This is a genomic window from Draconibacterium sp. (assembly GCF_041583095.1).
Classification (GTDB): domain Bacteria; phylum Bacteroidota; class Bacteroidia; order Bacteroidales; family Prolixibacteraceae; genus Draconibacterium.
This window is the reverse complement of sequence record NZ_JBFHGM010000042.1, coordinates 1-26,095: the sequence shown is the minus strand read 5'-3', so window position 1 is coordinate 26,095 and position 26,095 is coordinate 1. Positions and strand designations below refer to the sequence as shown.

General features: G+C 39.7%; 23 protein-coding genes. 5 read left to right on the top strand and 18 right to left on the bottom strand.

Annotated elements, in window-relative coordinates; all coding sequences use genetic code 11:
* The first annotated feature begins 145 nt into the window (after positions 1-145).
* Positions 146-826 carry a DUF1080 domain-containing protein gene (locus ABZB17_RS06210; protein ID WP_372648661.1) on the top strand — a complete coding sequence of 227 codons (681 nt, stop codon included), beginning with the start codon at positions 146-148 and terminating at the stop codon, positions 824-826.
* A 4-nt stretch (positions 827-830) separates the two neighbouring features.
* Here ABZB17_RS06210 and ABZB17_RS06205 read toward each other — a convergent pair whose 3' ends face one another.
* From ABZB17_RS06205 to ABZB17_RS06190, 4 genes are all read right to left on the bottom strand, one after another.
* Positions 831-2,072, bottom strand: a complete 1,242-nt coding sequence (locus tag ABZB17_RS06205) for a DEAD/DEAH box helicase (protein WP_372648660.1) — start codon at positions 2,070-2,072, stop codon at positions 831-833.
* Between the two features lie 333 nt (positions 2,073-2,405).
* The gene (locus tag ABZB17_RS06200; protein ID WP_372648658.1) at positions 2,406-2,819 is read right to left on the bottom strand and encodes a threonyl-tRNA synthetase editing domain-containing protein; all 414 of its coding nucleotides are present in this window, start codon (positions 2,817-2,819) and stop codon (positions 2,406-2,408) included.
* 155 nt (positions 2,820-2,974) lie between these two features.
* Positions 2,975-3,448: a heme-binding domain-containing protein gene (locus tag ABZB17_RS06195; protein WP_372648656.1), complete on the bottom strand. Its 474-nt coding sequence runs from the start codon at positions 3,446-3,448 to the stop codon at positions 2,975-2,977.
* 1 nt (position 3,449) lies between these two features.
* The gene (locus ABZB17_RS06190) at positions 3,450-3,830 is read right to left on the bottom strand and encodes a heme-binding domain-containing protein (protein ID WP_372648654.1); all 381 of its coding nucleotides are present in this window, start codon (positions 3,828-3,830) and stop codon (positions 3,450-3,452) included.
* Positions 3,831-4,078: 248 nt separating this feature from the next.
* Here ABZB17_RS06190 and ABZB17_RS06185 point away from each other — a divergent pair, with 248 nt between their 5' ends.
* Positions 4,079-6,259 (top strand): T9SS type A sorting domain-containing protein, encoded by a 2,181-nt coding sequence (locus ABZB17_RS06185; protein ID WP_372648652.1) that lies wholly within the window; start codon positions 4,079-4,081, stop codon positions 6,257-6,259.
* Here ABZB17_RS06185 and ABZB17_RS06180 read toward each other — a convergent pair whose 3' ends face one another.
* The 3 genes from ABZB17_RS06180 to ABZB17_RS06170 form a co-directional block, all read right to left on the bottom strand.
* The gene (locus ABZB17_RS06180; RefSeq protein ID WP_372648650.1) at positions 6,260-7,912 is read right to left on the bottom strand and encodes a mechanosensitive ion channel family protein; all 1,653 of its coding nucleotides are present in this window, start codon (positions 7,910-7,912) and stop codon (positions 6,260-6,262) included.
* Between the two features lie 87 nt (positions 7,913-7,999).
* Complete coding sequence (locus ABZB17_RS06175) at positions 8,000-8,473, bottom strand: hypothetical protein (protein ID WP_372648648.1); 474 nt, start codon at positions 8,471-8,473, stop codon at positions 8,000-8,002.
* A 41-nt stretch (positions 8,474-8,514) separates the two neighbouring features.
* Positions 8,515-9,909: a redoxin domain-containing protein gene (locus tag ABZB17_RS06170; RefSeq protein WP_372648646.1), complete on the bottom strand. Its 1,395-nt coding sequence runs from the start codon at positions 9,907-9,909 to the stop codon at positions 8,515-8,517.
* Positions 9,910-10,021: 112 nt separating this feature from the next.
* On the opposite strand from ABZB17_RS06170, the gene ABZB17_RS06165 reads away from it, so the two are divergent.
* The gene (locus ABZB17_RS06165; protein ID WP_372648644.1) at positions 10,022-10,924 is read left to right on the top strand and encodes a glycosyltransferase family 2 protein; all 903 of its coding nucleotides are present in this window, start codon (positions 10,022-10,024) and stop codon (positions 10,922-10,924) included.
* A 44-nt stretch (positions 10,925-10,968) separates the two neighbouring features.
* Here the strand turns inward: ABZB17_RS06165 and ABZB17_RS06160 are convergent, their stop codons facing one another.
* From ABZB17_RS06160 to ABZB17_RS06140, 5 genes are all read right to left on the bottom strand, one after another.
* Positions 10,969-12,012: a hypothetical protein gene (locus tag ABZB17_RS06160; protein WP_372648642.1), complete on the bottom strand. Its 1,044-nt coding sequence runs from the start codon at positions 12,010-12,012 to the stop codon at positions 10,969-10,971.
* Between the two features lie 54 nt (positions 12,013-12,066).
* Complete coding sequence (locus ABZB17_RS06155; protein WP_372648641.1) at positions 12,067-12,663, bottom strand: hypothetical protein; 597 nt, start codon at positions 12,661-12,663, stop codon at positions 12,067-12,069.
* Between the two features lie 4 nt (positions 12,664-12,667).
* Complete coding sequence (locus tag ABZB17_RS06150) at positions 12,668-13,222, bottom strand: RNA polymerase sigma factor (protein WP_372648639.1); 555 nt, start codon at positions 13,220-13,222, stop codon at positions 12,668-12,670.
* A gap of 292 nt (positions 13,223-13,514) precedes the next feature.
* Positions 13,515-14,210, bottom strand: a complete 696-nt coding sequence (locus ABZB17_RS06145; RefSeq protein ID WP_372648637.1) for a hypothetical protein — start codon at positions 14,208-14,210, stop codon at positions 13,515-13,517.
* A gap of 24 nt (positions 14,211-14,234) precedes the next feature.
* Complete coding sequence (locus ABZB17_RS06140) at positions 14,235-14,936, bottom strand: aspartate/glutamate racemase family protein (protein WP_372648635.1); 702 nt, start codon at positions 14,934-14,936, stop codon at positions 14,235-14,237.
* Positions 14,937-15,022: 86 nt separating this feature from the next.
* Here ABZB17_RS06140 and ABZB17_RS06135 point away from each other — a divergent pair, with 86 nt between their 5' ends.
* Positions 15,023-16,999: a U32 family peptidase gene (locus ABZB17_RS06135; RefSeq protein ID WP_372648633.1), complete on the top strand. Its 1,977-nt coding sequence runs from the start codon at positions 15,023-15,025 to the stop codon at positions 16,997-16,999.
* An 81-nt stretch (positions 17,000-17,080) separates the two neighbouring features.
* On the opposite strand, the gene rho is transcribed toward ABZB17_RS06135, so the two are convergent.
* The 6 genes from rho to ABZB17_RS06105 all read right to left on the bottom strand — a co-directional run bounded on the left by rho (position 17,081) and on the right by ABZB17_RS06105 (position 24,810).
* Positions 17,081-18,970, bottom strand: a complete 1,890-nt coding sequence (gene rho / locus ABZB17_RS06130) for a transcription termination factor Rho (RefSeq protein WP_372648631.1) — start codon at positions 18,968-18,970, stop codon at positions 17,081-17,083.
* A 336-nt stretch (positions 18,971-19,306) separates the two neighbouring features.
* Positions 19,307-19,900 carry a class I SAM-dependent methyltransferase gene (locus ABZB17_RS06125; protein ID WP_372648629.1) on the bottom strand — a complete coding sequence of 198 codons (594 nt, stop codon included), beginning with the start codon at positions 19,898-19,900 and terminating at the stop codon, positions 19,307-19,309.
* Positions 19,901-20,059: 159 nt separating this feature from the next.
* Complete coding sequence (locus ABZB17_RS06120; protein WP_372648627.1) at positions 20,060-20,746, bottom strand: TonB-dependent receptor plug domain-containing protein; 687 nt, start codon at positions 20,744-20,746, stop codon at positions 20,060-20,062.
* Positions 20,747-20,972: 226 nt separating this feature from the next.
* Positions 20,973-21,899 (bottom strand): hypothetical protein, encoded by a 927-nt coding sequence (locus ABZB17_RS06115; protein ID WP_372648625.1) that lies wholly within the window; start codon positions 21,897-21,899, stop codon positions 20,973-20,975.
* A gap of 742 nt (positions 21,900-22,641) precedes the next feature.
* A complete protein-coding gene (gene argF / locus ABZB17_RS06110; protein ID WP_372648624.1) occupies positions 22,642-23,640 on the bottom strand; it encodes an ornithine carbamoyltransferase in 999 nt (332 codons plus the stop codon).
* A 192-nt stretch (positions 23,641-23,832) separates the two neighbouring features.
* Positions 23,833-24,810 carry a carbamate kinase gene (locus ABZB17_RS06105; protein WP_372648622.1) on the bottom strand — a complete coding sequence of 326 codons (978 nt, stop codon included), beginning with the start codon at positions 24,808-24,810 and terminating at the stop codon, positions 23,833-23,835.
* A 442-nt stretch (positions 24,811-25,252) separates the two neighbouring features.
* Here ABZB17_RS06105 and ABZB17_RS06100 point away from each other — a divergent pair.
* The coding region (locus ABZB17_RS06100; RefSeq protein WP_372648620.1) for a DNA translocase FtsK 4TM domain-containing protein at positions 25,253-26,095 on the top strand (843 nt) is incomplete at its 3' end.

Here is a 26,095-nt window from a genome sequence, read left to right as displayed (position 1 = left end):
TTCGGATGTAAGCAGTCGTTTCTTAGCATGAAGTACATGTTTCTTGTATTCCTGGGTTTTAAGCTATTACTTTCGGAAAAGAAACGATTAACAATTTAGCTCCCGATTGGATAAAGTCGCCATCTTTCGTAATTTTAAACAAAAAATGGCACGTTCAAGATTTATCTATCTGTGTTGCATATTGGCTTTAATAACGCTGTTTACATCTTGTGGAAGTACAGACAGGAAGAACAGTAATCAGATCCAAAACTATACTCCGAACATCCCTGAAGGATGGAAGGCTTTATTCAACGGAAATACGCTCGAAAACTGGGAAATAACCTCATTTGGCACCGAAGGGCCTGTAAAGATTTCGGACGGAAGCATTGTTATTAATTACGGCGATGGTTGTAGCGGAATTACCTGGACCGATACTTTTCCAAAAGTAAATTACGAAGTACAGCTGGAGGCCCGCAGAATGGTCGGTAACGACTTTTTTTGCGGAATGACCTTCCCGGTTAACAACGATTTTTGCTCGCTGATTGTTGGCGGGTGGGGAGGCCCCGTTGTAGGATTAAGCAGTATTGATGGTGTTGACGCTTCGGAGAACGAAACACAAGTACTAAAGAACTTCGAAAAGGAGGTGTGGTACACCATTCGGCTGCAGGTAACAGAAACAACAATCCGCGCCTGGATTGATGATGAAAAGCTGGTAGACTTCAATTATACCGGACATAAATTGAGTATCCGGCCGGAGGTGTCGCTATCAAAACCGTTTGGAATATGTACCTGGATGACAACAGCCGAACTGCGTAATTTTGCCATGAGGAAGATAGAAAGTAAGTAGGCCTTTACTTTTTCTTTTTCTTCTTCTTTTTCACCTCTTTTAATTCGCGTTCATTTTCGCGCATTAGCTTTTGCCAGTTGTAGTCGGTGTCTTTTGTAAAATCCAGCGTTTCTTTGTAAAGGTTTTTGTCGATCTCCAAACGATGAATGTCTTTCCCCAAAAAGCTTTCGATTTCGTCCAGAATTTCACGCTCTTCAGTGCTACAAAACGAAACGGCTTTTCCTTTTTGGTTGCCGCGTCCTGTTCGCCCTACGCGGTGTACATAGTTTTCTGCCACTTCCGGCAGGTCGTAATTCACCACAAAATCTACGTAGGGAATATCAATTCCGCGGGCACTAACATCAGTAGCGATAAGCAGTTTAAGCGCGCCGCTTTTAAAACGTTGCATGGTTTGATCGCGTTCTGCCTGTTCTTTATCGCTGTGAATGGTGTCACTTTCAATTTCAACACGTTCCATGGCTTTTTTCACGCGCTCGGCACGTACTTTTGTTCGTACAAAAGCGAGAATTTTAGCTTCCGGATTTTCACCGACCAGCCGTTCCAGGAAAGCTCTTTTGTCATCCATTTCGATAAAAGCCACCTGGTGCTCGATGGTTTTTGCCACCGGGTCTTTGGGCGAAATCTGAATACGAATAGGATTGTTTACCAACGAATAAGCCAGCTTTTTAATCTTCTTATTAATGGTTGCCGAGAAAAACAAAGTCTGCCGCTTCTGAGGCAGAAAACGTATCAGGTCGTTGATATCCTTTATAAAACCAAGATCGAGCATGTGATCGGCTTCGTCCAAAATCAGTGTTTTTACGCCGTGAAGCTTCAAGTGTCCCTGGCTTACCAAATCGAACACACGACCGGGCGTAGCCACCAAAACATCGGTACCGGTTTTTAAGCGGTCGATTTGAGGATCCTGATCAACACCACCAATAATTACGGTAGTTTTTACGCCCGTATTTTTTGAAATGGAAACAAACACTTCGCTAATCTGCTTGGCCAGTTCGTGCGTTGGAGCCATAACAAGGCAACTTATTCCCTGAACATGTTGATTCAACTTAGCCTGTTGAATGTTGTGAATTACCGGAATAGCAAAAGCAGCAGTCTTCCCGGTTCCGGTTTGGGCAATGGCCAAAACATCTTCGCCTCTTAACACCGGCGGAATGGCTTTAAACTGAATGTCGGTAGGACGACGGAATCCGTTCTTTGCCAGGTTGGTTTTTATAGTGTTGGATATGGAATAATCCTCAAATTTCATGTAATCTAATTTTCGGCAAAGATAACTGAATTTATTGAGCAGGAGTTAAAAGTAAAAAATGAGCGCTGAGATGGTGAAAATTGATGGAAGATTGATTTTAAGATTGAGGGAGATTGATAAATTGCGAAACTGACAAATTGTAAAATTGTATCTGAAACACTGAACTTTACTTTGTGCCTACTTCGTGCAACTTTTTGGTAAACTCCTCACGATACTCTCATTGCTTACGCACCGGGCTTTTGGGGTTCGTGCCGATGGCGCTTTTTGCCAACTGCCACTTTTTTACCCAAATACACATTTACTCAATTACTCATTCACTTTTTTCCTTCGCCGCTACAGCGTTGCCCAAATGCGTGCCAGCGAAAACCCCGGTGCTTTAATATTCAGGTCGAGGAAATAACCAAATGGGGTTTGTGCGGTTGTGAAATCGGCATTTTGCAGGCGTTTTTCAGCCAGATCGAACAGTTCTTTGGTAAATTCAACGGATGCTTTTGATTCCGAGAGGTGGGCAAACGAGTGAAGAATCACACTTTTACAATTGTTTTTTCGTGCTGTCCATTTCAGGTGATTAACCAGTTTTTTCTCCCGGCTTTTCACGTCTTTTTCTTCGTCGCTTTCTTCCACCTGGATAAAGGCTAATATAGAATCTGAAAATTGTGCCCCCTCCGTAATATCTTCAACTTCCTCAAGGTTTTTCTCTGCCGGTTGATACGAAAACTCATCAACATACATTACCAATACTTTCATTCGATTAAAATTGTTTGTTTTTAAAGGTATAGTATGGAACTCGCATGCCCCGAAACTTCGGGGTAATCATCCTTTTGAGGACAAATAATTCCTATGCTCGTTTCATTTCTTCGGTTTTGGGTAAAGATAATATTTATGAGAGTTCTGGTAAAAAACTAATCACCGGCAGCATTGGCAAGCAATTCTTCGGCCAGTTTTGTGGTCCAGTCGCAAAGTTCGGAAATTTGTTCGTCGTTTAACTTTGCTTTAGGGTGAATGGCCCGGTACGACTTTAACGGCATGGATTTTCGTTCCGCTTCCTGGCAGATTTCTTCCAGTATTGTAATCTTTTCAAAAATATCCATGGTGCCCCATTCCGAGAAGTTAAGCTCTGATTTTCCTTCCGAAATATGATCGGCTACCATCCACGAAACGGGAGCAATGTGGTTATACCACCAATAGCCCGTTTGGTTCGAGTGGCAATCCAAACAGGAAGTTGTTAGCAGGGTTTGGATATTTTCAGGCACTTCTACCTGGTTGAAGATATGATTGCTGCTCACTCCATCGTTATTTTTTTCGGGTTGAAAAAACTGGATAACGATAAAAGCAAGCAGCAATATTATGATTACAAATCGAAGTATTCGGCGCATATTACATTCCTTTTACCAATGTCTCTGCTTCTTTTTTCGACCAATCCAATAACAATTGTTTATGATCATCACTTAACGCTTTGTCCGGAAATCTTTCCAAAAACTTTTTGGGAGGCATTTCATTTTTTTCAAGTACTTCGCCAATTTCTTTGTAAGTACTAATCATTTTAATTTTCGAAAGGCTGTCGAGTTTATTAAAGTCAAGCTCTTTTTTCCCGTCTTCATTCCTCGAGTCAGTGTTGTGGCATCCATAACACGAATTCTGAATAACTTCTTTCACATCGTCGGGCATTGCCGGGGTCTTTGTTGGTTTATTGGTGCCGATAGCAACCAGACTAAGAACAAAAAAGATTGCAACGAAAATTGATAATGACTTTTTCATTTGATTAAATTTTAAATTTTAAGGTTGTTCATCTGTTGACGGAGATTTAGAATGAGATTGAATCATGATGTTTGGTATGAATTTCATCTCAGGTTCATTACATATTTTTTATAATAGTTACGGTTATGTGCAATATAAAACACAATACTAGAGTTTTTGTTGAAAAGTTTCGTGATTGATTTGAATTGACTAAAAAATACGTAATTTTCGCAGTAATTATTTTTTTATCCTGCAAAAACCTTTTAAGAATGCGTTGGTATATTCCAATTTTAACAGTACTCATTTTTGTATGTAATTCGGTAAATGCACAATTATCGGAAGGAGGATTTCCTTTGCAGGTTGTTACTTTAAAAAGTTCCGACAGGGCATTTGTAAAAATGCCGGTGTTAAAACAAAGTGTTATTAAGGCTGCAATGGATGCCAACAATGCATCTGATGCACAGTTAAAGTCATTAACTTTTGCACATGCTTTTAATGTTGACTTTAGCCCGTCAAATTCAGGCGTATGGTATTCTACTAACGCAGGTTATAACGTTTGGCGCATTACCATTTCTTCAGAAAATGCTTATTCGCTCAATCTTATTTTTGATGATTTTGAATTAAACAAGAAAGGGCGTTTGTTTATTTACAACGAAGAGAATAATCAATATCTTGGTGCTTTTACCGCTCGAAACAATAAGCCTTCGCATAAATTTGCAGTGGCACCGGTTGCCGGCGATGAAATTACCGTGCAGTACGAGGTTCCCGATGACGAAGGAACACCGGATGATTTTAGGATTACCCGCGTAAACCACGATTTTATGGGAATTTTAAAGTTTATCAGGCGACCCCTGGGGGAAACAGCAGGTGAATGCAATATTGATGTAAACTGCGAAATTGGCGATCGTTGGAGTGAGGTAAAAGATGCAGTTGTTCGCTTAATTGTTGATGGCCGGGAGATCTGTTCAGGCACTTTATTAAATAATACAGCAGAAGACGAAAAACCTTATGTTTTGTCGGCATCACATTGTTACGACAAATGGGAATATGCCAAAACCACCGTCTACACCTTTAATTATGAAAGCCCGTATTGTGCTCCGTTGGATGGCGACCCCATTCATTCGCTTTCAGGAGCGATTATGAAAGCCCATTACGATAGTTTGGATTTTGCATTGGTAGAATTAGACGATCTGCCACCGCCCGATTTCCGGCCGTATTATGCTGGTTGGGACCGATCGTCGGCAGTACCCGATTCTTCAGTTAGTATACATCATCCGCAGGGCGATATTAAAAAGATAGCGTTTGATAACGATGCTCCGGAGATTACGACATTTACGTCATCGACGATTAAAAATCCAAGATATGGCTCGTTTAATATATTGCGTTGGGACGGTGGAGTTACAGAAGTAGGTTCTTCGGGAGGAGCGTTGTTTAATATGAAAGAACAGGTTATTGGCACTTTATCAGGAGGTGCTGCGTATTGCGGAAACCCGGTGAATGATTATTTTGCCCGTTTTGCAATGCAATGGGATTATAGTTCCGACACAACAAAACAATTAAAATATTGGCTTGATCCCCTGGGAACAGGCGCTACGGAGTTAAACGGAAAACAATTTAATACCAACGAGGATTTGTGTAACGCCTTTACAAATTTGACCGATACGGATGAGCATGGAAATATTGCTCTAACCGTTTCAGGCGAAACTAAAGGCTATTGGGGAGGAACCAATTCGTTGGGAATAACTGAAATTGTTGAACACTTTAACATTTATGGTAATGAAATTCTGGATGGTGTTTCGTTTGGTGTTGGAAAACTGGTTACCAGTAATAACAACAGCCGGATAACCGTTAAAGTGTATGAGGGCAATACTTCTCCCGAAAATGTGCTGTACAGCAAGCAGGTAAATATTGATAACTGGGCTGAAGATGCCATGAACTTTGTGAGTTTTGATCAGTTGGTTGAGCCTGCCGGCGATTTTTTTGTTGGTTTTGAATTGAGTGATATTAATACTGCCGATACCTTTGCCATCTATCAATCGTTGCGCGAGTATGAAGATGCCACAAACCATCTCTACGTAAAGCAAAACGGCAGCTGGGAAAGTTTCACATCGCTGAATCCCCAGAACTATGCTATGGTTAATGTTATGGAACTGGTTGCCTGTAATTACAGTCTGCTAACGGATACTCCATCCGTGGAGCAACCCAAAAACGTTTGGGTGTATCCAAATCCAACAGCCGGTGAACTAAACCTGGAGTCGGATAAAGAAATCGATCCGGAGAATGTTGTGGTGTACAACCTAATCGGGCAGGAAGTTAAAACTTCAGTTGTAAAGACCGATGATTTCCGTATAAAACTCAATCTTCTGGGCAAAACGGCCGGTGTTTATTTTGTGCGTTTACCTTACGGTGATACGTTTGTTACCCGAAAGATCTCATTTGTGCCGTATTGATTATTTCTGTCCGGTGGCTTTTTTTATGACTTCGCCAACCGGATCGGATGAAGGCTTGTCATTTTTTTGCTGTGGGATTGTAGAGGCATTGCCATCGCGGTAAGCCGAGTAATGCGGCGATAATATTTCTACGCCGGCTTTATTAAATTCATTCAAAATACTTTTATTGAGCTCTGAATAAAAATGCGCCATCTTCCCGGCTTGTTTGGTGTAAACATTTAGTTCGTATTCCACATAAAAATCGCTAAGGCTTTTTTGAAGTACAAAAGGTTTAAAATCGCGGGTAAGGTTTTTGGTGTTTTTGGCCGCGTCAAGTAATAGTTTTATTACGGTATCGGCCGGAACATCGTAGCCAATGGTTACAGTTGGGTGAATAATTATTCCCAGCTGACTGGCATTTTTTGTATAATTCCACAAATGTGTATTTATAATGGTGGCATTGGGGATGGTAACATCCTCGTTTTTTATTGTTTTTATGCGGGTTACCAACAGGTTTTTTTCAACGATATCGCCCATAGTATCGCCAATTTTTACGCGGTCGCCAATTTGAAACGGCCGCATGTAGGTAATTACAATTCCAGCAACAATATTTGCAATAGCCGATGTAGAACCCAAGGTGAAAATTACCCCAACAAAAATGGATACGCCCTGAAAAGCTTTTGAAGAAGGAAGGTATTGTACAATAAATACAGCGGTGATAATGTAGATAACGATTTTTACTAGGTTAAAAGTAGGCTTGGCCCAATCGCTGTGAAATCCTTTAATTCTCAGTTTACCTGTTTCAAGCTCCCTAACCACCACCGAAAGAATTTTTAGAAGATAACGGGTGATGATGATGATGACAAAAATGGCAAACAGATCGGGAATAAAATCGACAAAATCGTTGGCAATTTTCTTCACCGGATCGGCGAGATAACCATAGAATTTATCTGCCAGATCTCTGGTCCACGGTAAAAAACTAAATAAAAAAGGCAGGTATAAAAACAGTACCAGTATCACCAACGCAAACTTTACTACTTTGGAAATTAGTAAGAAAATATTTTCGCCTTTACTTGGCAGAAGGTATTTTAAAAAACTTTTTCGTTTTTGTTTTAATCCCTTTTCGTAATGTTCCAGCTTAATGTTAAGTACTTTAAAGAATCTATTTATCAGGAATATGATCAGGATCAGACCTCCTAAAGCCATAAGTGTGTACAAGGCCCGTAACAGCCAGGATATTAGCGTATTTTGCTCAGATGCCTCTTCGAATGCAATTTTTATCTTTGCAAGATATTCATTGGCCAAATCACTTTTTGTTTTTCCAAAATATGCAGCATCTGCTTCACTAACGCTGGCTAAGGGAAGCTTGTCATAAGAAATTATTGAGTAATTGTTTTTCTCTGTAATTGCAAATAAATCCCCGCCAATCTGAAAACTGGCCATGGTTGTTCCCAGTCTTTCAATTATCATGGCAGCTCTTTCTGCAGGTGAATATGGCCCCAGATTGGCATATACAGGAAATATTGTGTCGGAATTAAAAACTACGTATGCAACCTCTGCTTTTTGCAAATTTTTGTCGTTAGCAGCATTCGGAATGGAATCACGTACTTCAGTTTGAGAAAATACCTGAAGAAAAAAAGTTACAAGGGCAATGAGGATAACAGCTTTTCGCATGATCTGGATTTTAGATGCTAAAAGTTACAATAAAATTTCCAATCAGTGCAAGTAGAAACTGCACAATGGTCATGTACGAAAATGTATCTATTCCGGCCTAAAAGGAAATGATGAGTGGTGAAGATTAAGCTTTAACGAGTTATCAGCGGCTCTGAAAAAACCCATGGTATATTCCACCTTTGTTTCCGTTCCGTTGGCATCAATAAAAAAATAGTTTCCCATAATTATTGCCTGTTTAAAATTGGCGATAAAACCATGTACATCAAAACGTACTTTTTCCCAGGGCTGAAGAGCAAATCCCAGGTCTTCGGGGAAATTGTCGTTTCCACCTACAAAGTAAGAAAGCGCTTCTTCTTTGCTTGCCCTGAATTGAGGGTCAGTAGCTTTTGTAGGCTTAAAAAGTACTTTGCTTTCACCGTAACCATACAAATCCTCGATGTGCTCTTTGGCGGCTCTCACATAGTCGCCTTTTGCGGTGTAAATTTTACCAATGCGAATAATGCCGTTACCCCAGTCGTACTGTCGTTGTAAAATATCTTCTTTACTGAATTGTTCATTCATTTTTCTACAATTTTTATTCAAGTTAACAGCTTTTTATGAGCTTAGTTCAATTCAAGCGGAATAATTTCTTTTAATTGTTCGACCGACATTTTTTTACCGATGATTTTTTTGTTCTCGTCAAGAAGATATACGCCGGGTGTTTTTCGGGCATCGTACTTTATTTTAAAGCGCGAGGTATGTTGCGGATCCCAAACATTTATCCAATCGAACATATTGTGTTTGGCCAAAAATTTCGTCCATTCTTCCTTGTCATCCATCGAGTAAATGGCATATACCGTCAGTCCTTTGTCCTTGTATGGCAGGAATACTTCTTTGTAGAATTCGGGAACAAAAACCTTACAATGCGAACAATTGGGCTCGTAAATCAGAACTACAGTTAATTTTGATTCGATTTGGTGCAGGTTGATAAATTCGCCATCAAAACTTTCCAGTGTGAGGTCGGGAGCAATTTCTCCGATTAGGTTATCCTGCATAAAAAGTACATTCTCGCGAATGGTCTCAAGCGATTCTTCCGTTGCCCAAAAAGCTTCGCCATTTAAATAATAATCGCGGGCAAGATCAACAAAAAGTGCGTCCATACCCATAATGTTACTGTTAATGCTGCTGTTCAGAAAAAAAGATGTGACAAACTGAAACAAGCGTTTATTGGGTTTTACATCTTCAATAAATTGGTAAACATAAGGCTTCACCGAATCATAGCCCGGATACAACACCTTGTTAAACCATGTTTCAAGTTTTGTTTTATAGAAAGGCGTGAACAGATAACGTTCGTCGGTATAATCAAAATAATCCCAAAAATGGTCTTTCTGATAATTGAATTGAGCCAAAAGGAGCAAGGAGTCGTTCTCCTGAACTTCTTTTGGCAGCGTTGATTCATCGAATTTGGGAACGTAATTAGCCGTTAAAAATTTGTAGAGAAAGGAGTCGGGGAACTTTTTATCAATCATCGCCCAATAATCGTACATCTCGTCGTTCAGTTCTTCGCGTTGATGGGCTATTTTTTTTCTTTCTGCAGCATCGGCATTTTGGTAGGACTTGTTTAATGAGGCACTCTGTTGCTGAAGGTTTGCCAGAAAATTCATGTAATCGACAAAAGCTTCAGATTCGGCAGCACCTTCGATTTTGGCATCTTTGCCCGCAAACGTTGAATTGCTTATTTTAAAATCCTGATCGGCACCCAACAGAAAATCAAAATGGTGGTCTTTATCAACCAGTATTTTGTACAAACCTTGGGTTAAAACAGTGTCGCCTGTTAATACGCCATGCCCGTTTGCATCAAGTTTGGCTGAGTCGGCTGCATATATTTTGCCAAGGTAATGGTAGGCCAGCTGAACGGTTTTATCCGGAGCTCCATCAAGCTGCACTTCAATGTTATAGTGCTGTGCGTTAAGCTGAAAACTAAAGAACAGGAAAAACAGAAATACGAATCGTGGCATAAGCATTTTCAAATAAGGTCTTAAAAATAGTATAATTACCCAAAATGGCTAAATAGAGAATGATTGTTTTGATCGCTAAATATTGTAAATTCAGGGCCTGTAAAAAGAAACTATGCTTTCGGTAAATATCCCGGTATATAACATTGAAGTGGTGGATTTGGTAAACGACCTACACCAACAGGCTACAGGTTTAGACATTGATTTTGAGATCAGGGTTTACGACGATGGCTCAGATGAGATTTTTAAATCGTTGAACCGCATTCTGAAAAGTAAGCCCAATGTTGTATACGCAGAAATGACGAAAAATATTGGCAGAGCCGGAGTTCGAAATAAATTGGGAGCCGACTCAGTGTTTGACTGGTTGCTGTTTATTGATGCCGATTCGAAAGTTATAAGCCCGAACTTTCTAAAAAAATACCTTGAAAACCGTAATGAGAAAATGGTGTTATGTGGAGGAACAGCTTATGCGAAACACAAACCGGCCGATCCGGAAAAACTGTTTCGGTGGACATACGGGACAAAACGTGAGGCCGTATCTGCAGCGGCTCGTAACCGGAGCAAAGGATTTGTAATTACTTCCAATAACTTTTTTATTGCAAAGGAACTTTTTGATCGGGTGCATTTTAGGGAAGAGTTGCGCGAATACGGACATGAAGATACATTGCTGGGCTACGACTTGTTTTGTGCCGGAGTAGAGATCTTTCATATCAATAATCCGTTGGAACATACCGGCCTTGAAAGTGCGCAGGCATTTTTGAAAAAGAGTTGTATGGCGCTTGAGAATTTGAAAATGATAGGAGAGGAGCTGCTTGATGGCGACCAAATGTTTTACCGCCAGGTAAACTTCTTGCGAAAATATAAACGGATAAGTTTATTTATTCCATCGCGAACAATCGGGCGGCTATTCAGGAAGTACCGCAAAAAAATGGAAGAGAATTTAAAAGGTGACCGTCCATCGTTACTGGTTTTCGACTTGTATAAGCTGGGTTATTATGCGGGTATAAAAAACCGCTGACAAAACTTGCCAACGGTTTGAAAATATGTTGTACAGTCTAAGTGTTAATCGTTCAGGTCAATATCGCCGTAACGACTTACAACTGTAACTTTTCCGCCTGCTTCCGAACCAACTTTTCCAACTACCGTGTTTTTATGGTTATCTTTAATACGGTTTCCGGTAAATTCATCTTCAGGATATGAAATGCCACAGTAATCGCAGCTGGCATCAAGTGAATAACTGGCATCGTCGAGTCCCAGCGAAATCTGACCGTAGCTGTTGGTTATGTCGATAAACTCGAAGTTGGCTCCAACTTCATCTACCTTGATACCTCCGTAACCCGATTCAACTTTTAAGCTTTTCGCCAATTCTCCAATTTTAATATTGGTGTACTTAATTTCTGCTACCAGCGACTCCAGTTCTTCAAATTTAAATTTGTCGTATTTCGATTCGATTACTACCGACTTACATTCTTCAACGCTAATGTTCGAGTATTTCGATTCGATATTTAACGAAGTAGCTTCTTCAATATCAAGAGGCGAATAACTTACGTCAACATCCATGTGCGAAACTTCGCCAATATTTGCATTTCCGTAGGCCAGCGATAAGCTGAGCGAACCACTTTCGGGTGTAGTGAGTTCGTAAGCGGTAAAGTTACCGTATTTACAATCAAACTCGCCGTTTCCGGTAAGCCGGGCAACAATGGTGTTACCGTACTTGTTGTTGATTTTCAGGTCTTTGTCGGAAGGAATATTCACTTCGTAATCGATACTAAACTGTCGGTTACTTTTAAAGTTCTTTTCAATTTCGGTAACCGCTTTTACAGCACTTCCCGTTTTTCGGATATACACTTCCAGCATATCAAGCAAATCATCGGCTTTGTTCTCGTTTGGTGCATCAACGGTTATAGTTACATGAATAACTACCGAGTCGCCGGTTGAATTGTTAATTTTTACTTCGCCAAAACGATTGTCGATTTCCAGTGATGATACCTCATTGTTTAACCATGATTTATGGTACTCTTTTGTTTTCTCTTCTGCGAATACTGTTGTTCCGGCAGCTAAAACGCCGATGATAAACAGTGCTGCAATTCTTTTTAATGCCTTCATTTTATTCTGGTTTTAATTTTTACTATTAATTCTTTCCAGCCAATTTACTTTGTATTATATAGCTGTTGTTTCCTGTTCAAATTCTTGTGTTTTCTGTTGTACTTCTTCTAATTTGGTAATGATTATATTGATTACACTAAGCTTAGCTTGATAATATTCTAACATGGCGTTTATTACACGTTCGTCGTTTGGGTTGGCAGTCAAATCCTTTTGCAGGTTTTGGTAAAGTGTTTCAAACTCGGCCAACTCATTGTTCATCATTTTTTGTTCGTCTTCCGAAATCAAACCCTCTTCAATCCACTTGTTCCACTGCTCCATACCGGTGTTTATTGAGTTGGTGTAATAATATTCAACTTCCTGGTATTCCGGCGAAATAGATGCAAGAGTAACGCTTGCCGATTCTGTTTTCGAGATAAAAATTCCCTGGTTGTTTGGCGAAAAATAGATAAACGCCTGGTTGGTTGCCAAAAATACAAACACAACAGCGGCAGCAACTTTAAGAGTAATATTAAGACTTATCGTTCTTTTCGTTTTATGCTGCTCATTAAGCCTTGCCTCAAATCGTGCAAAATGGCCTTCCATTGGTTCGTTATCGTTTAACGTTTCAATGTTCTCCAGTATCAGTTTTTCTATGTTATCTCTTTTTTCCATAATCTTAATTGTATGAAAATATTTCCTTTCCTCTCAGTATCTCTCTTAATTTATTCTTAGCTCTAAGCAGCTGGGTTCTCGAAGCTGAATTCGATATGCCCAAAATCTGGCTAATTTCTTCGTGGTCGTACCCTTCAATCAGGTAAAGACTTAACACAACCCGGTAGCCGTCAGAAAGTTCCTGTATCGCCTGTTTTAACACCCGGGCGTCCAGCTCGCATGTGTCCATCCGGCTTTCGGCAATTTCTGTGGTACGTTCGTTTACCTCTTCAAATTGTACTTTTCGTTTCTTTAAATAATCCAATGAACGGTTTACAACAATACGCTTTAACCAAGCCCCGAAGCTAACTTCGCCTTTGTAGGTGCCAATCTTTTTAAATGCACTTAAAAAGGCCTCCTGCATAACATCTTCGGCTTCCATCTGATCATTTACGATCCGCAGGCTTACGCTGAACATGGCTTTGTAATAAAGCTTATACAGTTGGAATTGCGCCTTCTGGCTTCCTTCCTTGCACTGATCGATGATCTCCTGATGAATATTTTTATAAAGTGTATTCAAACTATCAATTTTCTGATTCAATGACGACGACAATATTTCAATGTTGCATACGTTGCAGAATTATTTTTTGTTTTTCGGATTATTTTGCGAAATGTATTGGGAAATTAATGAATATCAATGTGTTTCGGGAATGCTCTTCACCTCATAGTTATTCAACTGCTATTTTTTATTAAAGAGCTGCAGGTGGTTAAATGAATGAGTAGCGCGTGACGAGTATCCAATATCGAGTATCTAGCATCCAGCATCCAGTTGAACGAAGTGAAATCCCGACTGCAAGCGTCGGGGTATCAAGTTACAACGAATTATAGTATTCAACCAGCTCCGTCATCTTGTCTTCCTTACCGGGTTTAATTTTATTCTTTTTAATAAAACTCTCCATTTGACTTTGATGATCGGTAAAGAAATTTTCTAAATCTTTTTTCGATTCAATTTTTACTGCAGCTTCCTGGTTTAAACGCAGGTAGTATGTATCAGGACGTTTTATAAATTTTGCCGGCTCAGGTTCTGCATAAGCTGCGGCTTCTTTTGGTTTTTGGTAGAGCACTTCAGGCCGGGCATATAAACTAAGCTTGCCTTCGGTTAAAAGAATAAAATACCCACGTTTTACTTTGTTGCCCAATTTATACGGAATATTAGAAAACGTATTTTCACCAACTACGGCTTTCTCAACAATTTCAGGTGCAGCTATGGCCAGGATCTGCTCATCGGGTGTTTGAAATTCCATTTCGTCGTTAAAAATATTGTAACGTAGCGGAATATCGTTGTATTGAATTTTTTGATAGGTATAAATGGTGCCTGCGGTAAATTCATCGTTTAAATAGGGCGATCCTTCAATATCACTTTCGGTAAGTCTGTTCCTGTGTTCTCCCTTCGATATTTTGTTCATCTCAAAAAAGTCGATAGCATTTCGCAGATCATAGATACTTTGAGCGTAAAGTCCGGCAGAAGAAAATAATAGAATAATGAACAGGGAGACGTACTTTTTCATGGCTAATAGTTTATTCGGTTAATATTAACGATTTTCATCTGATGTTGCAAATTCGGCAATAGCTTTCGCATGTAGCTCAAGGGTGCTGAACAACGGTTGTTCAAAGTCAACCTGACTGATTAGCAAAGGTATTTCGGTGCACCCCAAAATAATACCCTCGGCACCTTTTTCAGCCAGTTTATTCATAATTGCGAGGAAGCTGGTTTTGGTTTCCGGAAGAAAAATTTCTTTTAGTAGCTCGTTCATAATGGAGGAGTGGATAAAATTCCGTTCCGGTTTTTCGGGTACAATTACCTCGATGTTGTGTTTGGCTAATCGTGTTTTATAGAAGTCGAGTTCCATAGTTTCACGTGTTCCCAGTAAACCAACTTTGCTAATACCTCTTGCTTTTATGGCAGCAGCTGTTGCATCGGCAATGTGCAAAATCGGTACATCAATTTCAGTTTGTAGCTGTTCGTAGGTAAAATGAAGGGTGTTGGCACAAAGAGCAATAAAATTGGCACCGACATTACAAACCGTTTCGCTGGCTTTTTTTACAATGGAATATACTCCTTCGCGATCGTTTTGCTGGTTGCAGGCATAAATGTCGCCGTAATTTACCGAGTACAAAATAATTTCAGGAAAGGTTAATCCGCCCTGCTTTTTGTTTACGGTTTCGTTAATGATTTTGTAGTATTCCTGTGATGATACCCAGCCGGTTCCTCCTACCAAACCTATTTTCTTCATTTTGTTTAATTTTCTTCTTTTCAAAAGTGCTAATTTATTTGAGATAGTTAAAATTTATTATTGCTAATTTTGCGCCAAAATAGATTATGCAAAAACCGGAACTTCTTTTACCTGTTGGAAATCCTGAATCGTTTTATGCTGCATTGCGCGGTGGAGCCGACGCAATTTTCCTGGGATTAAAACAATTTAACGCCCGTGGAAGGGCAAAGAATTTTACCAACGGGCAATTGGTTACCATTCTTGAAGAAACCAAAAAGAAGAACATCCAGGTTTACATTACCCTGAATACGGTGATCAAAAACAATGAAATTCCGGAGTTGCTTGATTACCTGAATTTTTTGAATCAGGTTGGCGTTAACGGAGTGATCATTCAGGATTGGGGCGTTTTTTATATCGCACGTACCTATTTCCCGAATTTGGTGTTGCATGCCAGCACACAAATGGCCATTCATAATTCAACCGGAGCAAATTATGCGCATAAAAAGGGGATAGAGCGAGTGGTTCTGGCCCGCGAACTCACTTTGCGCGAACTCAGCAAAATATGCAAAAAAAGTAAGGTTGAAACCGAAATCTTTATACATGGTGCGCTGTGTTATTCTTTTTCGGGTATGTGCCTTTACAGCAGTTATGCCGGGGGCAGGGGAGCCAACCGTGGATTGTGTACCCAACCTTGCCGACGCACTTACACGGCCCAAAATGCCCAGCAGTATTTATTTAATTTAAAAGATAACCAGCAAATTGATTTGGTCGACCGTTTTACAAAAATGGGAGTAAACAGTTTAAAAGTTGAGGGGCGTATGAAATCGGGTGAATACACCTATCGTGTGGCACAGGCATACCGTACTGCTCTCGACGATCCCAATCAAATGGAAAAGGCCAAAGAGCTTTTGTCGCTTGATTTTGGACGCGAAAAAACAGCCTATTTTATGGGGAAAGATGTAAACGAGGCCATTTCTGAAAAAACGGTTGCGGGCGTATATCTTGGCAAAGTTGAGCAGATAAAAGGGCAGAATATCTGGTTAAGCTCGCAAATGAACATTGAAACAGGCTTCCGTTTGCGTTTTCATATTCCGGGCACCGAAAAGCAGGAAACCGTAAAAGTGCGTGAAGTAGCCGAAGAGAATGGGTTGTTTAAAATTCATTCGGGCGGAAAGCAGGTAAAACCAAATAGCGAAGTCTATTTGTCGGGGATTAGTGATGTTAAATTTCCATCAAAGTTAGAAGATACAAATGCTCAATTTAAGCAACTGAAATACGGACACAAACAAAAAATATTAGGTGCTTTAAAAGGCAATGAAAATGGCCGTAAAGAGGAGTTTTATTTTCGTGTAAACTCCATGGAGTGGCTAAAAAAGATGAATCTGAATGAAATGGAAGGTTTGTTTCTGGCTTTTTCGAAAATTACCTGGAGCCGCTTCGATCCGGAAGTACCGTTTATTCAAAAGTTTAAGGAGAAAATATACATTGAACTGCCAAATTTTATTCAGCAGGATGCTTTGCAATTTTATCGCGAGCTGATTGCCAAAATGGTAAAATGCGGATTACGAAATTTTGTAATCAGTCATATTTCGCAGCTGGACCTGATTCCGCCAAAGTGTCGCATTATTGCCAACGAAAATGTTTATGTTTTTAATGATGCTGCAGCTTGTTTTATTAAAAACGAAGGAGTTAGCCTGTTTTCGTATCCGCAGGAAATTGATTTTGAAACCTTGTTCTCACTGTCGCACAAAGACGGAATTGTGCCGGTTTATTTCTATCCCGAACTTTTTCATTCACGCATGCCAATAGCCATGAAAGATGGAAATGATGAGCTGGTGGATGATATGAATATTAAGTTGCAGCGTTTCCGCCGCAATGGAATTACTTCGATTGTTCCTCAGGTTCCGGTTTCCATTTCGCAATCAAAAAACAAATTGAAAAATAATGGCTTCTACCGGTTTTTAATTGATTTAAGTTACGAGCCGGTTTCAAAACACCGTGCAAAAACAGTTAAAAGCCGTATTCTTCGATCGGAGCAAATTCAACCATCGAATACCTTTAATTTTAATAAGGGCCTGAAGTAGCGAATAGATTATATACTTTCAGTCAATAAAAAAGCAGGTCCGAAACCGAACCTGCTTTTTCTATGTTGTTGTATTTACACTCTATCCATCGTTCATCGATGCAAGGAATTCTTCGATACTTGCTGTACGCATCAATCTTGTTTTCATAAATTCCATTGCTTCCAGGGCGTTCATATCGCCAAGGTAGTTGCGCAAAATCCAAAGTTTGTCGAGAACTTCTTTCGAGAATAAAAGGTCTTCGCGACGGGTACTCGATGTTGGAATATCCACAGAAGGGAAAATACGTTTGTTCGACAATTTCCGGTCGAGTTGCAGCTCCATGTTACCGGTACCTTTAAACTCTTCAAAAATAACCTCGTCCATTTTCGATCCGGTTTCGGTAAGAGCCGTTGCCATAATCGTTAATGAACCACCTTCTTCAATGTTTCGTGCCGCACCAAAGAAACGTTTTGGTTTATGCAGTGCGTTGGCGTCAACACCACCCGAAAGTACTTTACCCGATGCCGGTTGAACAGTGTTATATGCACGGGCCAAACGTGTAATCGAGTCTAGCAGGATAACCACATCGTGGCCGCATTCGGTTAAACGTTTTGCTTTTTCCAGTACAATATTTGCCACTTTTACGTGTTTGTCAGCCGGCTCATCAAAAGTTGATGCAATAACTTCGGCATGTACGCTGCGTGCCATATCGGTAACCTCTTCCGGACGTTCGTCGATCAGTAATACGATCATATAAACCTCAGGGTGGTTAGCTGCAATGGCGTTGGCAATCTCTTTTAACAATACTGTTTTACCGGTTTTTGGTTGGGCAACAATCAAACCACGCTGTCCTTTACCAATTGGCGCAAACATATCAACCACACGTGTTGAAATATTGTCGTGGCCATTTCCGGTAAGGTTGAATTTCTCATCGGGGAATAAAGGAGTCAGGTGATCGAAAGGTACGCGGTCGCGAATATATTCCGGGCTACGTCCGTTAATCTCCAGTACTTTAATCAATGGGAAATATTTTTCACCTTCTTTTGGCGGGCGAACTGTTCCTTTTACGGTATCACCGGTTTTTAAACCAAAAAGTTTAATCTGCGACTGCGATACATAAATATCATCGGGCGAGTTCAGATAATTGAAATCCGATGAACGTAAGAAACCATAACCGTCGGCCAAAATCTCCAGTACGCCGGTGTTGGTAATAATACCTTCAAACTCGAACTGACGTTGTTTTTGTCGATTTCCCTGCTGATGACCTTGCTGCTGGCCTTGTTGTTGGCTTTGCTGCTGGTTTCTGTTTTGCGGTCTTTGACGGTCTTCTTTTCCGCCGGTATTTTGTCTTGGCTGATTCTGCTGATTTTGCGGATTCTGCTGGTTTTGTTGATGCCTTTGCTGTCCACCACCATGTTGCTGCTCTTTATGTTGTTGAGCTTTAACTTCAGGTTTTTGTTGCTCTTGATTCTTTTCCTGAGCTTGTGGTTTATCCTGAGTTTGTGGTTTTTGCTGTTGTTGCTGAGGAGCTGATATAGTTTCATCCGGTTTGGCAGCTGCTTCAATATTTTGTTGCTTTGGTGCTGCAGCAGATTTATCCTTGGTAAAACCTTTTATTATGGCTTTTATCTGGTCCTGACGTGTTTGAACTTTATCGTCAATTTTGTCGCCATGTTTCTTTTTCGGACCTGATCCCACTTTTTCACGTTTTACTGTCTCTACTCTTTGGCGAGGACGTTTTGAACGGCGTGGTTCATCGTCATCCTGAGCGTTTCTGTCGGATTGATTTTTACGATTACCGGCTCCTCCTTTTTCATCTTTAGGAGCATTCTTTGGGCCTTTGTTTTCAGCTTCAAGAACAGCCTGGGTATCTAAAATTTTATAAATAAGATCCTGTTTCTTGTAGGATTCTACACGTTTAATATTGAGCTCTTTAGCGATCTCTTTTAATTCAGGAACAAGTTTCTTGTTCAGTTCTAAAATATCATACATTATACTATTGTTATAACTTTTCTCGATTAATAATTGTTGAAAAAATTCTTGGAACAATTGACGAGGAGGGTGATTTTTTGTGAAATCGTGTGCAAGTATAAATAAATACCTGCTTGTAAACAAAAAATTGAAACTCTTTTTTCTTCCTCTTTCTTATTTTTTAGTAAAATTAAAACTTTTGGTTCGCTCGTAAAAATATATTTTCAAAATACGATTCAATTTGCTCAGTACAAAGTTCTGATTGTAAATACTATACGTTTAACAGGGTGAAATTGTTTAACTTTATTTGCAGGAGTTTATTTTGGTGGTTTATAATGGCGCAGAAAATCAATATTATTACTTAACTCCTTTTAATCTTATAATCGACGCAATGCCCCTGTGGTAAAGGCCTTCATCTAGTTCTATATCGGTTTTTAATGTTGTAAGCGAACTAAAATTTTTAAAGTCATTTTCTAATTCTTTTTCATCGAAAAGAAAGCCGATATCTTTAGGGCCTCCCGTATTTTTGTTTATTTGTTCTTTCGAAAAACCTTCAAGAATTAAAGTGCCTCCGGGTTTTAAATAAGACGCTAATTTTTGGTGTACCTGGTTTCGCATATTTTCCGGCATATGTGCATATGTCAAACAAATACAATCAAAATACTCTTTTTCAAAATCCGCGTTTTTGTAATCAGTTACCTGGTAATTGATGCTTACATTATGTTTATCGGCAAGAAGCAGTGCTTTTCTTTTTCCCTCACTACTGGGGTCAAAAGCTGTTACTTGCCAACCTAATGTTGCCGCAAATACTGCATTGCGTCCTTCGCCTTCTGCCGGAAACAGTACTTTTCCCGGCTGAAGTTGCGGCAATTGTTCTTTTAAAAATTCGTTTGGCGCTTCTCCATAGGCATATTCAGTAGCGCTGTATCTTTCGTTCCAAAAACTGTTCATTTTTACTCTTTAATATTGAATAAACAAATTATATTACCGGAGGTTTAACCATAAAGAATGCGAAATCTGAAAGGTTTTACTTTGATGATTTGTGCCTGTATTAATCGAATACAAGAAAGGAATTATATTTGAAAAAAGCTTATTTAGAGGCTAAATCAACTATTTTTTCTCATCTCCACTTTTTGTTTCGATAAGAACAACTCCGTTTGCACCCCTTGAACCATAAATAGCAGAACCTCCGTCTTTTAAAATATCAATACTTTTTACCGTATGTGGGGGGAGCATACCTAATATACTGCCTTCCCGCTCAATTCCATCCACTACAATTAATGCAGCATTGCTGCCACCCATCGTATTATTCCCGCGGATTATTATTTCATCACCAACCACCTGCACGCCCGAAAACTTTCCTCTTATCAGTTCATACATATCTGCGTAATTTGAGAAATTATCATGGTCGTCTCTTAAACTTGAAATTGCATTCAGTTTATCTTCGTCAAGTACATGCCCATAACCAATTGCCAGCGCTTTTCCCTCTTCGCCGGGTTTAAGATGTAAGTTAACAGCAACAAACTTTGTGTTTTCTTGTAGTTTAACATTTTGTTTGTTAAATCCGTGGGCAAAAAAACTTAATTTATCCTTATTGTTACAGGCAACAGAAAATCTTCCAAGGGTATCTGTTTTAATAACCTGTTTTGTGCTTTTTACCTGAACTTCCACCCCGGATAAAGGGATATTTTCGAAAGTAGTTACTTTGCCATGAGTACTTCGATCCTGTGCATTAATGTTATTTGCAATGCAAAGGCACACCAAGAATATTAGTTGTGTGAAAAAACGGTTAGCCATGGTTTATTGGTTTTAGTATTTTTTTTTATCGAATTAAAAGTAATGTAAAAAATTGAATTAAATCTCTGATTTGCAAAAAATATGAGATGGGTAATATTCAGATATGAAAGAATTTTTTAGACCAAAAGTTCTCCGGCAATTAACAATGCCCGGTTCATACCTGGATGATTGTAACAAGGGTAGTTTGGAGGTGTTTTAAGTCGCAATGTACAATATATTGTCCTTTTCAATTATCTGTGGTACAATACTGAACATTGAGTTCTACTTCATAATAATTGTATTTTGTTAAAGGACCATAGTAATAATACATAGGAGGATATGGAGCCAATGGACTCCCGCTATATACCTCGAAAGCTTTGCCTCCGGGCTTATTATATCCCGTGATAACAACCTCCGGGGTGTTACCGGAAAACATCCAGGCCTGATAGAAGTAAAACCTGATCTGTTGATCGATATACGAAACCGTACCGATTATTTCTCCATTATCAGCAACCATGTTTTCAATTTCTTTATTTATGTCGTAATAATAGGTACCATTAATCATTTCTCCACAAAATGCCAAATGAGGGAAACAGCCTCCTCCTCCAACAGGGGTATAGGTAGAGTAGGAAATTGCATCGTCGGGTGTATCAGGAAGATTATCTCCTTTGCTCCATGCTGATTCCATATATCCTGTATTTGCGTTAATAACCACGGCATGAGCAAAAAGGTAAAGTTCGGTTCCTTCCCCGAAATCGTAATCTAAAGCAATTTCTTCTTTCGAAATATTGAACTGGTATTCAGTTTGGCCGGATAATTTATACGGGAACTTACCAGGAATTGGCCTGTTTTTAATATTGGAAGGAACTTCACCGGTATCGGTGCCTACCCAAAGCTGTACTTCTTCAATATTAAAATCTGAATTCCCTGTAATTTTTACCGTTAAAGTATTCGCATCGTTGCTTACCCTCATTGTACCAACCTGTTCTTTATTTTTAAGTTGAAGGGATATTTGTTCTTCGATAACTCCATTTTTTAAATAGGAATATTCTGAGATGAAACTCGTCTCCACGGACTCCATTTCTTCCTTTGAGTTGATCAGATCTACATCTATACAACCTCCCAAAAATGTACTTGTTAGTACAAATATTCCGAATAATACCTTTGCTTTCATCGATTTAATTTTTGTTGTGTTTTTCAATAAGCACCTGTCCTTTAGGAGAGCCGGTTAATACGACTCTTTCTAATTATTAAAAGGGTTTGATAAAAATTCGGAAGTTGCTGTCGGATTAGAAGTATTATTTCCAACAGAAGTCTTTTGAAGCGTCCAAAAACCAAAGACTTTTTTCCTTTTTGATCTCTCTCCACACTCGAACTTGTCGATGTGTAATGTCCAGCATGTAAAGGGCAATATATTCTTTTTGTAAATAGTTGGTATTCAATTCTGTTTAAAAGTTTTTAACGATTAACCCCGAAACCTTTAGCAATATTTGTTAAAAACTCGCCAAGTGCGTTACTGCCGTGTAATAGAGGACTTTGAGAAAATTAAGCGAAAAAGCATTTATTTGGGTAAAATCCGGTGCTCAAAGTCGGTGCAATTCAATTCAATGAACATAAAAAGGCATAATTGCCTATGCCTTTTTATGCTTTCCTTATTTTTTATTCATGGATAATTTTTCCATTGATCACTTCATCGTTAAACTATTAGCTATAGGCTCACAACTCGCAGCTGAAAAATTCTTTCCTCTATGCGTAAATCTGAGACTTCTCTGTGCAACTCTGTGGTAAAAAAATTTAAAACTGAATGAGATTTGATACTTCTTGCTCGCAGCTTGTGGCTAGTGACTCGCAGCTAAAAAAAAAGCACTACCTCCAAAAAACTGAAGATAATGCTTTAAAATCTATGGTGGTTTTGCTTAAGCCAGTGTGGCAACCATAACAGCTTTTATGGTGTGCATGCGGTTCTCGGCTTCATCGAATACCAGCGATGCCTTGCATTCGAATATCTCTTCGGTAACTTCCATGGCTTCCAGCCCAAATTTTTGGTAGATCTGTTCGCCAACTTTTGTGTCGCGGTTATGAAAAGCCGGTAAACAATGCAGGAATTTTACATCGGAATTTCCGGTGAGTTCCATGGCCTTTTTGTTTACCTGGTAAGGGAGCAGCAATTTGATCCGTTCCTGCCAAACTTCGTCGGGCTCACCCATCGACACCCAAACATCGGTGTACAGAAAATCACAGTCTTTTACAGCTGTAGCTACATCTTCGGTAATCATTATCTTTCCGCCGGTTTGTGTGGCTATTTTGCGGCACTCAGCCTGTAATTCTTCAGAAGGTTGACAAGCCTTGGGTGCAGCTGCTCTGAAATCCATTCCCAGTTTGGCAGCGCCAACCATAAGCGAATTACCCATGTTGTTTCGTGCATCGCCCAGGTAGCAGAATTTTACTTCCGATAAAGGTTTGTTGCTGTGTTCTTTCATGGTAAGGAAATCAGCCAGAATTTGAGTGGGATGAAATTCGTTGGTAAGGCCATTCCAAACCGGAACACCAGCAAATTCTCCTAATTCTTCCACTATATCCTGTCCGAAACCACGGTATTCAATGCCATCGTACATTCTTCCCAAAACACGCGCAGTGTCTTTCATGGTTTCTTTCTGGCCAATCTGCGAACCCGATGGCCCCAGGTAGGTAACCCGTGCTCCCTGATCGTATGCCGCCACTTCAAATGCACAGCGGGTGCGGGTAGAGGCTTTTTCAAAAATCAAGGCGATGTTTTTACCTGAAAGTTGTGGTTTCTCCGTGCCTTCGTATTTTGCCTTCTTTAAACTTGCAGCAAGATCGAGCAGTTGGTTTATTTCATGGGGAGTAAAATCGAGTAACTTAAGGAAGTTTCTGTTTTTTAAATTATTGTTCATTGTATTTTAGTTTTTTTATTTGGTTGCTGTTGATTGTAATTCGTTACCTATTTTTTTACCACAGAGTTGCATAGAGAAGGAAAGTCCCAGAGTTTCACGGAGAACAAGGCGAAAGGAAAAAGTGTAAAGTCAAAAGTTTTAATACACAATTTATCAGTTTGTCAATTTAACAATCGCTTTTCAATCTTCTATTCAATCTCGATCAATCCTTTCTTCATCTTCATATTCCATTGTAATCTTCGAGCCGTAACTTTTGTCTGCCAGTTTTGTGGCTTCGGTGATGATACTTTTACTGCCGCCATTTTTTATAAAATCAAGGCAGGCTTTAATTTTGGGTTCCATTGTACCTTCAGCAAATGTACCATTTTCGAGATGTTTTAGGGTGTCGGAATAGTTTAAAAATTCCAGTTTTTGCTGCGTTTCCTCCCCAAAGTCTTTGTAAATAAACGGGACATCGGTGAGGACGTATAGCTCATCGGCATCAATATTGGTAGCCAGCATACCCGAGGCTATATCCTTATCGATTACTGCATCTAATGTGCGAACATCGTTGTTCTCATCAAAATACACCGGAATACCACCGCCGCCGGCAGCTATAACGATATTGCCGTTTTCGAGCAATTGACGGATGATGTCTTTATTTACAATGTCAATGGGCGTGGGCGAGGGCACCACCCGTCGGTAGCCGTCTTTACTTTTTGATGTAGGTTTAAAATCCCATCCTTTTTGTTCCGACAACCTCTTTGCTTCTGTTTCGCTATAAACTTTTCCAATACGTTTCGATGGATTTTGAAAAGCCGGATCATCGGCATCAATCTCCACAAGTGTAACCATTGAAATTACGTTTTTCTCAATGCCGTATTTGTTGAGTACGTTTCGCATCATCCGCTCGATCATAAACCCAATTCCGCCCTGCGAGTCGGCCACGCAAATATTCAATGGCATGGGGGCAATGCCGTAAAGCTGTTCGCCGGCATCGTTACGCATTAAAATATTTCCAACCTGCGGCCCGTTGCCGTGTGTAATTACCAGCTCGTAGCCATCGCATAGCAGCGGCACGAGGTTATCAAGTGTGTCGGTTACGTTCTTTTCCTGCTGAACGATGGTTCCTTCTTCGTTACCGCGCAGGATGGCATTTCCGCCCAAAGCAACAACAGCTCGTTTTTTCATTGGTGTAGATAGTTAGTCGTCTGAATAAGGATCAGATGCCTAACAAACATAGAAAAACAAAACAAAAAAAGAAATGTGTTAGCACTTGGTTTTGTGGTGGTTGAACTATTTTACAACAGCTTTTTCAGATTGGTTTATTAATTCGGAAAACAGGTAACACTCTTTCTTTCGAATTGCAAGAAAATGGCCTTGATTTATTAACAGTTTTTTCTTGAAATGATAGCAGGAATTAGCAAGCGGGCATAACTTCTACCTGAGTTTTTTTAGTTAAATTTGCGGACAATTTAACCCACATTATTCAGTTTTAAGAGGAATAATGTTCCAGCTTGGCGGTTAAAGTCGATTTTGTTGAATGATTTTTGGAATCTCAAAAATTGAAATGAAACTTAATCGTTATATTGGAAATTTGTTGTGAATAAAAATTCGGATTAAAAATAATTCCATGGCATTTAGAGCGAAGAAAAAGCCAGTAAAATCAAAAAATAAACGTACCCAAAAGAAGCGTACATCCCTGTTTAAGAGCGAGAAATTGTATTTCCTGTTCGGATTGTTCGTGCTTTTAACAGCAGCTTACCTGTTAATCTCCTTTGTGTCGTTTTTATTTTACGGTGCAGCCGATCAAAGTATAATGGATTCGGGCTGGCGCGAATTCCTTTTCAACACTGAGGTAAAGGCTCAGAATAAAGGGATGAAACTGGGCGCCTATTTGTCGGAAGTAATTATGAACCGAGGTTTTGGACTGGCATCCTTTGGGTTGATTTACCTGATGGCTATTACCGGAGCGCGTATTTTAGGCCGTAAAACAGGAAATTTTCTAAAAAGTGTTTGGTACAGTGTTATCTGCATTATTTGGTTTTCGGTGGCGCTAGGGTTGTTTTTTAATAAAACCAATGCCGGATCGGCTATCTATTGGGGCGGACATTACGGTTTTGTGCTCAGCAACTGGCTTCGCTCGTTGATTGGAATTGTGGGACTTGTGTTCCTGTTGTTCATTTCCGGACTGGCGATAATCGTTGTACGTTTCGACGGTGCTTTTAACATGCTGAAAGGGGTATTAAAAAGAAACGCAAAAGAGGCGGAGCTTGACGAAACGGAGCATGAGGATGAAGATGAAGTTACGACCGACGTTCCGGGCGTGGAAGTTGAAGAGGCGATAACAAAAATTATTGAGGATGACGACGATGTGGTGAAAGCCATTTTTGAGTCGGACGATGATGATGATTTGCCGATAGAAGAGCCGGTGATTGAGATAGAAGATGAAATTGAAATAGAAGAGCCGGAAGAG

What these genes read in the sequence shown, in the direction of transcription:
- ABZB17_RS06155 (WP_372648641.1), bottom strand. Translation starts at nt 12,663, where the DNA reads ATGGAAAAAAGAGATAACATAGAAAAACTGATACTGGAGAACATTGAA.
- ABZB17_RS06175 (WP_372648648.1), bottom strand. Translation starts at nt 8,473, where the DNA reads ATGAATGAACAATTCAGTAAAGAAGATATTTTACAACGACAGTACGAC.
- ABZB17_RS06200 (WP_372648658.1), bottom strand. Translation starts at nt 2,819, where the DNA reads ATGAAAGTATTGGTAATGTATGTTGATGAGTTTTCGTATCAACCGGCA.
- ABZB17_RS06170 (WP_372648646.1), bottom strand. Translation starts at nt 9,909, where the DNA reads ATGCCACGATTCGTATTTCTGTTTTTCCTGTTCTTTAGTTTTCAGCTT.
- ABZB17_RS06135 (WP_372648633.1), top strand. Translation starts at nt 15,023, where the DNA reads ATGCAAAAACCGGAACTTCTTTTACCTGTTGGAAATCCTGAATCGTTT.
- argF (WP_372648624.1), bottom strand. Translation starts at nt 23,640, where the DNA reads ATGAACAATAATTTAAAAAACAGAAACTTCCTTAAGTTACTCGATTTT.
- ABZB17_RS06210 (WP_372648661.1), top strand. Translation starts at nt 146, where the DNA reads ATGGCACGTTCAAGATTTATCTATCTGTGTTGCATATTGGCTTTAATA.
- ABZB17_RS06145 (WP_372648637.1), bottom strand. Translation starts at nt 14,210, where the DNA reads ATGAAAAAGTACGTCTCCCTGTTCATTATTCTATTATTTTCTTCTGCC.
- ABZB17_RS06115 (WP_372648625.1), bottom strand. Translation starts at nt 21,899, where the DNA reads ATGAAAGCAAAGGTATTATTCGGAATATTTGTACTAACAAGTACATTT.
- ABZB17_RS06205 (WP_372648660.1), bottom strand. Translation starts at nt 2,072, where the DNA reads ATGAAATTTGAGGATTATTCCATATCCAACACTATAAAAACCAACCTG.
- ABZB17_RS06160 (WP_372648642.1), bottom strand. Translation starts at nt 12,012, where the DNA reads ATGAAGGCATTAAAAAGAATTGCAGCACTGTTTATCATCGGCGTTTTA.
- rho (WP_372648631.1), bottom strand. Translation starts at nt 18,970, where the DNA reads ATGTATGATATTTTAGAACTGAACAAGAAACTTGTTCCTGAATTAAAA.
- ABZB17_RS06185 (WP_372648652.1), top strand. Translation starts at nt 4,079, where the DNA reads ATGCGTTGGTATATTCCAATTTTAACAGTACTCATTTTTGTATGTAAT.
- ABZB17_RS06190 (WP_372648654.1), bottom strand. Translation starts at nt 3,830, where the DNA reads ATGAAAAAGTCATTATCAATTTTCGTTGCAATCTTTTTTGTTCTTAGT.
- ABZB17_RS06120 (WP_372648627.1), bottom strand. Translation starts at nt 20,746, where the DNA reads ATGGCTAACCGTTTTTTCACACAACTAATATTCTTGGTGTGCCTTTGC.
- ABZB17_RS06140 (WP_372648635.1), bottom strand. Translation starts at nt 14,936, where the DNA reads ATGAAGAAAATAGGTTTGGTAGGAGGAACCGGCTGGGTATCATCACAG.
- ABZB17_RS06195 (WP_372648656.1), bottom strand. Translation starts at nt 3,448, where the DNA reads ATGCGCCGAATACTTCGATTTGTAATCATAATATTGCTGCTTGCTTTT.
- ABZB17_RS06105 (WP_372648622.1), bottom strand. Translation starts at nt 24,810, where the DNA reads ATGAAAAAACGAGCTGTTGTTGCTTTGGGCGGAAATGCCATCCTGCGC.
- ABZB17_RS06180 (WP_372648650.1), bottom strand. Translation starts at nt 7,912, where the DNA reads ATGCGAAAAGCTGTTATCCTCATTGCCCTTGTAACTTTTTTTCTTCAG.
- ABZB17_RS06125 (WP_372648629.1), bottom strand. Translation starts at nt 19,900, where the DNA reads ATGAACAGTTTTTGGAACGAAAGATACAGCGCTACTGAATATGCCTAT.
- ABZB17_RS06165 (WP_372648644.1), top strand. Translation starts at nt 10,022, where the DNA reads ATGCTTTCGGTAAATATCCCGGTATATAACATTGAAGTGGTGGATTTG.